The organism is uncultured Methanofollis sp. (assembly GCF_937919355.1).
GTDB lineage: Archaea > Halobacteriota > Methanomicrobia > Methanomicrobiales > Methanofollaceae > Methanofollis.
In genome coordinates, this window is sequence record NZ_CALFSA010000076.1 from 1 (window position 1) to 9,945 (window position 9,945).

General features: G+C 61.0%; 9 protein-coding genes. 5 read left to right on the top strand and 4 right to left on the bottom strand.

Annotated elements, in window-relative coordinates; translation table 11 throughout:
• Positions 1-338: PleD family two-component system response regulator (locus Q0520_RS03465; protein WP_298666639.1), on the bottom strand; the 338-nt coding region annotated here is incomplete at its 3' end.
• 154 nt (positions 339-492) lie between these two features.
• On the opposite strand from Q0520_RS03465, the gene endA reads away from it, so the two are divergent.
• The 4 genes from endA to pheT are packed head-to-tail and all read left to right on the top strand — an operon-like array spanning position 493 to position 5,838.
• Positions 493-1,497: a tRNA-intron lyase gene (endA, locus tag Q0520_RS03470; protein WP_298666641.1), complete on the top strand. Its 1,005-nt coding sequence runs from the start codon at positions 493-495 to the stop codon at positions 1,495-1,497.
• A 10-nt stretch (positions 1,498-1,507) separates the two neighbouring features.
• The gene (locus Q0520_RS03475) at positions 1,508-2,761 is read left to right on the top strand and encodes a tryptophan--tRNA ligase (RefSeq protein ID WP_298666644.1); all 1,254 of its coding nucleotides are present in this window, start codon (positions 1,508-1,510) and stop codon (positions 2,759-2,761) included.
• Positions 2,761-4,194: a phenylalanine--tRNA ligase subunit alpha gene (locus Q0520_RS03480; protein WP_298666646.1), complete on the top strand. Its 1,434-nt coding sequence runs from the start codon at positions 2,761-2,763 to the stop codon at positions 4,192-4,194. The genes Q0520_RS03475 and Q0520_RS03480 overlap by 1 nt, the downstream gene beginning before the upstream one ends.
• 3 nt (positions 4,195-4,197) lie before the next feature.
• On the top strand, positions 4,198-5,838 hold the full coding sequence (gene pheT / locus Q0520_RS03485; RefSeq protein WP_298666649.1) for a phenylalanine--tRNA ligase subunit beta: 1,641 nt from the start codon (positions 4,198-4,200) through the stop codon (positions 5,836-5,838).
• Here the strand turns inward: pheT and hisF are convergent.
• On the bottom strand, positions 5,795-6,601 hold the full coding sequence (gene hisF, locus Q0520_RS03490; RefSeq protein ID WP_298666652.1) for an imidazole glycerol phosphate synthase subunit HisF: 807 nt from the start codon (positions 6,599-6,601) through the stop codon (positions 5,795-5,797). The genes pheT and hisF overlap by 44 nt on opposite strands.
• A 90-nt stretch (positions 6,602-6,691) precedes the next feature.
• On the opposite strand from hisF, the gene Q0520_RS03495 reads away from it, so the two are divergent.
• Positions 6,692-7,942 carry an adenosylhomocysteinase gene (locus Q0520_RS03495; protein WP_298666655.1) on the top strand — a complete coding sequence of 417 codons (1,251 nt, stop codon included), beginning with the start codon at positions 6,692-6,694 and terminating at the stop codon, positions 7,940-7,942.
• A 74-nt stretch (positions 7,943-8,016) separates the two neighbouring features.
• Here the strand turns inward: Q0520_RS03495 and Q0520_RS03500 are convergent, their stop codons facing one another.
• Both Q0520_RS03500 and Q0520_RS03505 read right to left on the bottom strand, forming a co-directional pair.
• Positions 8,017-8,850 carry a hypothetical protein gene (locus tag Q0520_RS03500; RefSeq protein ID WP_298666658.1) on the bottom strand — a complete coding sequence of 278 codons (834 nt, stop codon included), beginning with the start codon at positions 8,848-8,850 and terminating at the stop codon, positions 8,017-8,019.
• Between the two features lie 276 nt (positions 8,851-9,126).
• Complete coding sequence (locus Q0520_RS03505) at positions 9,127-9,645, bottom strand: winged helix-turn-helix domain-containing protein (protein WP_298666661.1); 519 nt, start codon at positions 9,643-9,645, stop codon at positions 9,127-9,129.
• Positions 9,646-9,945: the final 300 nt, after the last annotated feature.

The window sequence follows — 9,945 nt, forward strand, 5'->3', positions numbered from 1 at the left end:
TTCATCATCTCGAAACCGTCCATTTCCGGCATCAGGAGGTCGAGGATGATCAGGTCAGGCGGGTTTTCGGTGGCAAGGTCCAGCCCTTCGCGTCCGTTCCTGGCGCAGACCGTCTCAAAACCCTCTTTTAAAAGGAAAGATGAGATGATCTTTCTCTGGAAGGATGAGTCATCAGTGATCAATATTCGTGGCATTTTCTTCAACACCCTGGCACGAATAATTTGGTACCCCGGGTAATATTCATTCTGGTAGAGGGAATATTTGATCGTATTACACTGTTTCCGGACGTGACCGTCGCTCCAGGGATCTATACCTGAGATTGTCCTGGCGCATATCATACTCCCGGTCTTGAAAATCGACAGAATACTGTGAGACGTTCCCGGCCATTATGGTGTCATATGGTCCGGAATCTTCGGTCGTGACCACGGGTAACTCCCTGCCTGCAGCGAAGTCGTCTTCTATATATCTCCTGCCACCCCATGTATCTTTCACGTGAAGGCAACATTCGACGGCACCAACCTCCATCTGAAGCAAGACACCTCGCTCTACGAGAGCGGGGGGTATGGACGGCCTGAAAAGGGCGGTCTCCGCCTCTCTCCCGAGGAGGGGCTGTATCTTCTCTGGCGGAAGAGGATTGAACTCGATGGCTACGACTTCTCCGGTCTCCTTGCAGACCTCTCCCGTGAACCCGGATTTTTCCGGCGGTACCTCGTCTACCGCGACCTGAGGGAGCGGGGCTTCGCTCTCCAGACAGGGCCGCACGACTTCAGGGTCTTCAAACGCGGCGAGAGACCGGGCAAGGGGCAGTCCCAGTACCTGATCCGTGTGCTCGCCGAGCGTGACCTCGTGGACTTCGACCGGATCGTCGCCGAGGTGGCGACGGCCGGGAACATGCGCAAACAGTACCTCATTGCAGCAGTGGACGACGAGGGCGAACTCACCTATTATGAGGTGAAGACCAACCATCTCGCCGGTTCTGAAGTCCCCGGTGCGACGGCGACGGTGGAGGGCGAGGCCTTCGGCGTTGTCGTCCTGGTGAAGTCGGCGGCTGCGCCCTGGCTTGAAACTGAGGGTTACGGCAAGCCTCTCGACCCCGACCTGACCATGCTCTCGCCGGTGGAGGTGCTCTCCCTGATGGACACGACGAGGCTCACCCTCTCCTGCAGGGGCGCCTCCCTCGGCCAGGAGGAGTATCATGCCATCGCCGCCGCGACTGACAGTGAACTCGCCGAGAAGGTCGTCGTCTATACCGACCTGCGCAGGCGGGGTTATGCCCCGAAGACCGGGTACAAGTTTGGCCACCACTTCAGGGTCTATGGCGAAGGGGTCAAGCACTCTCTCATGCTCGCTCACGCCATCCCCGCGGGCACAACCCTCACCATGGCCGCCATATCACGTTCTGTCCGTCTGGCGCACAGTGTCAAAAAGAAGATGTTGTTTGCCTGTGTACATATGACCGGAATCCAGTATATCGAATTCGCACGAATAAAAATGTGAGATCTGACTTATGCAGCAGGGGATCAATCCATGGGCCAGCAGCCAGTCGATCGATGTCGAAAAACTCTTCTCTGACTTCGGCATCGAACCGATCGGCACCGCCATCTCAGGCCTCCCCGAGGTCCCGTTCTTCATGCGACGGGGTATCGTCGTGGGGCACCGTGACTACGGGAGGATCGCTGATGCGATCCGGACAGGATCGCCATTCAATGTCATGACCGGGTTCATGCCCTCGGGCCACCCGCACCTCGGCCACCTCATGGTGATGAAAGAAGTGGTCTGGCACGTGCAGCACGGCGGCCGGGGCTATATCGGCGTCGCCGACCGCGAGGCCCACGCCGTCCGCGGGATGTCGTGGGAGCAGTGCAAGGCGTATGGCCGGGAGTACCTCTCCTGCCTGTACGCCCTCGGCTATGAGGGGAAGACCTACTACCAGAGCGAGAATACCCCCCTCAAAGACCTCGCCTTCGAGGCGGCGACGAAGATCAATTTCTCCGAACTCCAGGCGATCTACGGCTTTACACAGGATACCGCCCTTGCCCACGCGATGAGCGTGGCGACCCAGGTCGCAGACATCCTCTTCCCGCAGCTTGACTGCGGTCCGTCCCCCACAGTTGTCCCTGTCGGGATTGACCAGGACCCCCATATCAGGTTGACCCGCGACGTCGCCCACAAACTCCGGATGTTCCTGGTCGAACGCCGGGACGGGTGCATCAGCGTCCGCTCGAAGAACGCACCTGAGGAAGCGATCGAGGCCGTCCACCGTGCTTTCCCCGGCTCGAAGAGGTACGAGGGCCACGTGGACATCCCCGGCGCCTCCTGCGAGGCGGTCGAGGAGAAGGTGCGTGCTATCGAGATCGAGCACGGGGGTTTCGGCTTCTTCCTTCCCTCGGCAACCTATCACACCTTTATGCCCGGTCTGCAGGGCGGAAAGATGTCGTCGAGCGTCCCGGAGAGTTTCATCTCCTTCTGGGAGACGGAGAAAGACCTCAAGAAGAAGGTGATGGCCTCCCTCACCGGCGGGCGCATGACCCTTGAGGAGCAGAAGAAACTCGGTGGCGAACCTGAGAAGTGCTCGGTCTACCTCCTCAACCTCTTCCACATGGCCCCTGACGACGGGGAACTTGCCGAGATTTGCAGGAAGTGCCGGTCCGGCGAGATGATGTGCGGCACCTGCAAGAAGGAGACCTTCGAGAGGACGAAGGAGTACTTAAAGGACCTCAGAGAGAAGATGGACGAGACAGCACACCTGGTGGATGAATAATGGTAGACCTCACCCTGAATGAAAAGCGGCTCCTTGTCACCCTTGCCCCGATGGGCGAGGGCAGTGCGACCGCCGTGGCCGCAGCCCTCGGCACGACCGAGGAGGCGGCCGTCCAGTACGCCCACCTCTGCGCCGACCGCGGCCTTGCTGTGGTGACGCGGACGAGCGCGAAGACCTACACCCTCACACCGGAAGGAGCGGAGTACAGGGAGCACGGTCTCCCTGAGAGACAGGTTCTGGACTCTTTCGAGGGTTCCATCTCCATGAAGGATCTCCAGGCCCATCCCCTCTCCAGGATCGGGATCGGCTGGCTCAGGAAGAAGGGCTGGATCGCGATCACGAAGGGCGTGGCGGAGAAGACAGGCAAGGCTGCACCTGGCGCGGACGAGGTCGCCCTTGCAGACCCGAAGGAGGGGATGCCGGGCATCGCCGAACTCCTGAAGAGGAACCTCGTCGAGGAGCACGAGGAGGTTGCCTACAGGATCGCGATCACCCCGGAGGGCCGCGACCTTGTCGCTGGCGGTCTCGACCTCGCCGAGGAGACCGGCACCCTGACGCGGGAGCAGATCCTCTCAGGTTCGTGGCGGACCGCGAACCTGAGACGGTACAGCCTCTCGACGCCGCCAAAGCGGATCTGGCCGGGCAAGTCGCACCCGTACCAGCGGATCATCGATGAGGTGAAGGGGATCCTCCTGGACATGGGCTTTGTGGAGATGCAGGGCGAGATCGTCCTCTCCGCCTTCTGGGACTTCGACGCCCTCTTCCAGCCGCAGGACCACCCGGCCCGCGAGATGCAGGACACGTTCTACCTGGACATGAAAGAGCCCCTGCCTGCTGGCTTTGAGCGCGTGCGCGACATGCACGAGCACGGCGGCACGACCTCGTCGACGGGATGGGGCGGCGTCTGGAGCACCGAGGTCCCGCAGCAGTGCGTGCTCCGCACCCACACCACCCCCTTCTCCATCAGGTACCTCATCGATCACCCCGAACCCCCGGTCAAGGCCTTCGCCCTGGGCCGGGTCTACAGGCGCGAGGCGATCGACCCGACCCACACCCCTGAGTTCGAGCAACTCGAAGGGATCGTCATGGACGAGGACGTCTCCTTCCGTCACCTCCTCGGCTACCTCAAGGAGTTCTACGGTCGGATGGGATTTGAGAACGTCCGCTTCCGCCCGGGATACTTCCCGTACACCGAGCCCTCGGTCGAGCCCGAGGTCTGGGTGGACGGCCTCGGCTGGGTGGAACTCGGCGGTGCCGGTATCTTCAGGGAGGAGGTCACCGCCCCCTGGGGTATCGAGACGCCGGTCCTTGCATGGGGCCTCGGGATATCCCGGGTTGCGATGCTGAAACTGGGCCTGAAAGACCTCAGGCAACTGTACAGGAGCGACATCGACTGGATCAGGGAGTGCCCCGTGATCAGGAAGGAGGAGTGAGTCATGGCAATCATATCCCTCAATTATGCGTACCTCGAGCGTCTCACCGGCACCGACAGGAAGACGATCCTGGAGCGCCTGCCGATGATCGGTTCCGACATCGAGCGGACCTTCGACGACCACGTGGACGTCGAGTTCTTCCCCGACCGTGTGGACCTGTACTCGACCGAGGGCGTGGCGCGGGCGATGCGGGGCTTCCTGGGTATCGAGGAGGGCCTCCCCGAGTACCCGGTCACCCCCTCGGGTATCTCCTTCACCGTCGACCCGGCCCTCCGCCAGATCCGCCCCTATCTCGGCTCTGCGGTGATCAGGAACGTCCATCTGGACGAAGCCGGGATCGAGAGCCTGATGGGACTTCAGGAGTCCCTCCACTGGGCTATCGGCCGCGGTCGGCGGAAGGTGGCGATCGGCGTCCACGACCTCGATAAGGTCAGGCCTCCCTTCCGCTACATTGCCTCCCCCCGCGACCGCCGCTTTGTACCCCTTGACTTCCAGGACGAACTCTCGATGGAGGAGATCCTGGAGCAGCACCCGAAGGGGAGGGACTACGCCCACCTGGTCGACGCCTTCGACCGCTTCCCCCTGATCGTCGATGCCGACGATAATGTCCTCTCCTTCCCCCCGATCATCAACGGCGAACTGACCAAGGTCACGACAGAGACAAGGAACATCCTCCTCGACTGCACGGGCACAGACCCGAAGTCCGTCCGCATGGCAGCCAGCATCATCTGCACCGCCCTCGCCGAGGCCGGGGCTACGATCGAGAGCGTCGATATCGACGGCACCCCGTACCCCGACCTCTCCCCTGCAGAGCGTATCGTGAGTGTCGACGCCTGCCGCCGCCTCATCGGGATCGATATCGATGCAGAGGAGATGGCCGCACTCCTGCAAAAGATGCGCTTCGGCGCCGAACCCCTGCCCGACGGACAGGTGCGGGTGCTCGTCCCGCCCTACAGGGCCGACATCATGCACGACTGGGACATCTTCGAGGACGTGGCAGTCGCCTACGGCTTCGACAACATCGATGCCGCCCTGCCGCAGACCTTCACCACCGGCAAGGAGCACCCGATCGCCGTCGTTGAGAACGAGGTCCGCTCCATCCTCACCGGCCTTGGATACCTTGAGGTGATGCCCTTCACCCTCACGTCTGAGAGGGTGCTCTACGGGCAGATGCGGCGCGAGGTCTCCCCCGACCTTCTGCGGGTCTCGAAACCGATCTCCGAGGACCAGAGCGTGGTCAGGACCGATATCCTCCCCCTCCTCATGGAGATCCTGGAGATCAACTGCCACCGCGAACTCCCGCAGCGCCTCTTTGCGACCGGCGACATCATCCGCGGCGTGAAGACGATGCAGAGCGTCGCCGCCGTCTCCATCCACCCCGGTGCCGACTTCTCCGAGGCCTATGCGACGATGGACGCCCTCTGCCGCGAGTGCGGCCTCTCCCCCGAGTTCGTCGAGTCTGCGGACCCGGCCTTCATCGAGGGCAGGCGCGGCGACGTCTTGGTGAACGGGAAAAAAGTGGGGGTCTTCGGCGAAGTCCACCCGGAGGTGCTCGTCGCATTCTCCCTGGAGCACCCTGTGGCGGCGCTCGAACTCGATCTCAGAGCCGTACCCGGATACCCTGCCCGGCCAGGTACTCCTTGACCTGGCGGACGGTCATCTCGCCATAGTGGAAGACGCTTGCCGCAAGGCAGGCGTCCGCTTTTCCAAGGGCGAAGCCATCCCTGAAGTGCTCCAGCGTCCCGACACCGCCGCTCGCGATGACCGGGATGCCCACGCTCTCGGAGACGGCGCGGGTGACCGGGATGTCAAACCCGTTTTTCGTCCCGTCAGTCTCCATGCTCGTGAGCAGGATCTCGCCTGCACCGCGTTTTTCGACCTCTTTTGCCCACGTCACGGCATCGAGTCCTGTCGGGTGCGACCCGCCCCTCGTCACCACCTCGTACCAGACTCTCCGGCCGTCAGGGAGGGTGATGGGGGTGATGCCGTCCTTCATCGCCGGGTTGGCCCGGACGTCGATGGCGACGACGACGCACTGGGAACCGAAGCGCTCTGCGGCCCTGGTGATCAGGGCGGGGTCCTCCACTGCGCTCGTGTTGATGGAGACCTTGTCCGCGCCGGCCCTGAGGATACGGGTGATGTCGTCGAGCGTCCTGATCCCGCCGCCGACGGTGAGGGGGAGGAAGAGTTCGTCGGCGGCACGCTCGATAACCGGGATGATCGTGCCCCGCCCCTCCTTCGAGGCCGTGATGTCCAGGAAGACCACCTCGTCCGCCCCCTGCTCGTTGTAGCGCGCCGCAAGTTCGACCGGGTCGCCGGCGTCCCGGAGACCCTCGAAATGCGTCCCCTTCACGACTCTGCCGTTTTTGATGTCGAGGCAGGGGATGATCCGTTTGGTGAGTGCCATGCGAACTTCTCTGACGGCGGGGATAATCAGTATTTGGGAGGGGTCTTCAGCCCTGACCGTCATATTTCAAGTGGATGCGCGTCCACGTATATGGGAAGACGTCAGGTGAGGCTTATGAAGACCGGTCAGCAGAAGATGGACTGGGCCCGGCAGTATATGCCGGTGCTTGGAAGCATCAGAAAGGAATTTGTGGAGAAAAAACCCCTCAAGGGCGTGACCATCGGGATGGCCCTCCACGTGGAGGCAAAGACCGCCGTCCTCGTCGAGACCCTGGCGGCGGGCGGGGCCGAGGTGTACATCACCGGCTGCAACCCTCTCTCCACGCAGGACGACGTGGCGTCGGCCCTCGGCGAGGTGCCGGGCGTGCACTGTTATGCAAAGCGTGCCTGTTCGAACGAGGAATACTACGCGGCGATCAACAAGGTCCTCGACGCCCGGCCGGTGATCACCATCGACGACGGCATGGACCTCATCTTCGAGCTCCACACCCGCCGGCAGGAACTTCTCAAGAATGTGATCGGCGGCTGCGAGGAGACGACGACAGGCATCCACCGCCTCCGCTCGATGGCCGCCGAAGGCGCGCTGAAGTTCCCGGTGGTCGCGGTGAACGACACCCCCATGAAGCGCCACTTCGACAATGTCCACGGCACCGGCGAGAGTTCCCTCTCCGCGATCATGGCGACCACAAACTGCCTCCTTGCCGGCAAGTTCCTGGTCGTGGCAGGCTACGGCTTCTGCGGCGGCGGCGTTGCGCGGAAGGCCCGCGGTCTCGGCGCCCGCGTCATCGTGACCGAGGTGGACCCGCGCCGCGCCCTTGAGGCGCACATGGACGGCTTCACCGTGATGCCGATGGACGAGGCCGCGAAGATCGGCGAGATCTTCATCACGACGACGGGAAACACCTCGATCATCACCGAGCGCCACTTCGGGGCGATGCGTGACGGCGTGATCCTCTCCAATGCCGGTCACTTCAATGTCGAGATCGATGTGAAGTGGCTCGAAGGGCACGCCGACAGGATCGAGCGCCGCGACGGCATCGACACCTACATCTTCGGGCAGAAGAAGATCCACGTCCTTGCCGAGGGCCGTCTCGTGAACCTGGCGACGCCGAAGGGCATGGGCCACCCGATCGAGGTCATGGACCTCTCCTTCGCCCTCCAGGCCCTCTCCGCCCGCTACATGGCGGAGCACGGGAAGGAACTCGCCCCGGGCGTCTACGACGTCCCGAACGCCATCGACGAGGAGGTCGCGGAGAGGAAACTCGCATCCCTCGGGATCGCGATCGATGCCCTCACCGACGAGCAGAAGCACTACATGTCCGCCTGGAATATCGGGACATAATATCTCTTTTTTTTGTGTCGGGTGCGTCTTCTCATGCCGTCCGGGAGGGTGTTCCCTGATCTGCGTCGGGTCTTTCAGCCCTGAGAGGAGGGCATGTCAGAAAGGTCTGCAATCATCTGGAATAGTGCGGGCATGCAGAAGGAGTACGGTATTTCCTGTTCTCTGGGCGAGACGCCCCGCTGTTCCCTGCATGAATGGTTGCCATCTCCGGCGAGATCACGGGAGGAACGTGTCTCCTCATGGCACTCGCTCCGGTGTCTGATGCACTCCTCTGCACCCTCTTCAGAGAGGGAATCATAGAGCGATTCGATGCACACCGCTCCATAGCGACCTTCTGCTCCTGGTGGCATATCTTCAGGAACGAGATCGAAGGTGTGGGCGTCGACAACGATCCGTGTATATGACTCGTTTCCGGGGTCGAAGAGTTCGGCCATTGCTCCTATGTGCGAGGGAGCATAATCGACAGGTTTTATCGATGTGATCTTGTAGTCCGGATAGTTTTCATCTGCGAGTGTCTTTGCAATGTCCTCTGCCCGGTCGAAGTCCCGGGTATGGGGCTTGAGACTGACCGAAGATACCGGTGACCCGAGTACTTTGCTTGCTGGGACCTCAACCTCGCCGATGGGCGTGCCTTTTCGCTCTACCGTGAAGAGGTAGTAGAGCTTCAGCCCATTCGGATCGTAGATTGTGATGGGTGACTCATTGATCACAACATCTTTCCATACTTCGTTTTCCTGGAGCGGTCCTTTCGAGACAAAATCGGAGAGAACGCCATTCGCGTTCGTTCTCGCCTGATCGATCGATACATAATTCTTTACAACAGTATCGGCATCGACCGCGGTTACGGGGGAGCTACAACCCCATGAGATCAGCAGGATGCCGATACAGACAAAGAGGGCTTTTTTCATGAAACACATCCTCCTGCCCCACATGACGTCTCCGGGCAGGCATTGGTGAGCACATCTCCGTACTCACGACAGAGTGTATCGAAATGTCGGAAGAATCTATCACATAGGTTCGATTGTATTCGAACAATGGTGTCGTTGGGGATCTCCACACGGGGGTTCATCGGGTGGTGGCCCTCGGGAGAATAGATTATGTGGAAAGGGTGCGGGGGCAAGAAAATACCGGCCTCAAGGTACTGAAGTCGCAGTCGGAGAGGCCGCCGACATCCCGGCGATGGTTCAATCAGCGGGGAGTGTCATCTTTGGTGAGAGATACACCAGGGCCTTTTTTTGAAGGATAGCATAGGCCGCAAGAGCAATACCGGCCCCGAGGAGACCGATGCCCCCTACCAGATAGATGGTTCCGGGCATATGCCAGAGCGGAGATGCATCACCGGTGTACAGGACAGGTCGTGTCAGATAAAGTACGAGAAGACCTATCCCTCCCAGGAATGCGAGCGGGATAGAGGTCAGGAGGAGGACAATCCTGGTCCTCTCTGATGGATGCACTATCATGTGCCCCTGAGTCGTCAATTCAAGATAGATCCAGCGATGCCCCTCGTCGATCGCTGCAACAAACCCTGAAGCGATGAGTTTTTCCACGTGGTGATGGACTGTCGACTTGGCGCACCCCATCTCCTGCGACAGTTCGGTTATTGTCATCCGTCTTTTGTCGAGGTGTTTCAGTATCTGCACCCGTTGCTCGGATGAAAGAACTTCAAGGGCCTCTCTTCTGAGCGGGATGATCTGCGGGAGCATTTATAGGGGATACTTGTATCCGGGCCATATAATATTTTCAATGTGTGTGTTCCCCCCGACACTGATCAGACCATCCTGATCTTTGAACGACACCCCCCCGCAACGTCTATATCCCCCGCCGCCGAAAAATCGCCATGCCTTTTGTCACCCGTGCCCGGAACTTCATGGCCGATCAGGGAGTCCTCTGTTCGAGCAGGTATTGCACTCTGATGGTCGAGACAGTGCGCTACCTCCTCGACCACGCAGTCGGCCTCGAGCACGCGGTGCCGACGGCCGAGGTCATCGCCCACCTCCTTGCCG

Coding starts and splice junctions, on each gene's coding strand:
- Q0520_RS03475 (WP_298666644.1), top strand. CDS start 1,508: ATGCAGCAGGGGATCAATCCATGGGCCAGCAGCCAGTCGATCGATGTC.
- Q0520_RS03480 (WP_298666646.1), top strand. CDS start 2,761: ATGGTAGACCTCACCCTGAATGAAAAGCGGCTCCTTGTCACCCTTGCC.
- pheT (WP_298666649.1), top strand. CDS start 4,198: ATGGCAATCATATCCCTCAATTATGCGTACCTCGAGCGTCTCACCGGC.
- hisF (WP_298666652.1), bottom strand. CDS start 6,601: ATGGCACTCACCAAACGGATCATCCCCTGCCTCGACATCAAAAACGGC.
- Q0520_RS03495 (WP_298666655.1), top strand. CDS start 6,692: ATGGGAAGACGTCAGGTGAGGCTTATGAAGACCGGTCAGCAGAAGATG.
- Q0520_RS03500 (WP_298666658.1), bottom strand. CDS start 8,850: ATGAAAAAAGCCCTCTTTGTCTGTATCGGCATCCTGCTGATCTCATGG.
- Q0520_RS03505 (WP_298666661.1), bottom strand. CDS start 9,645: ATGCTCCCGCAGATCATCCCGCTCAGAAGAGAGGCCCTTGAAGTTCTT.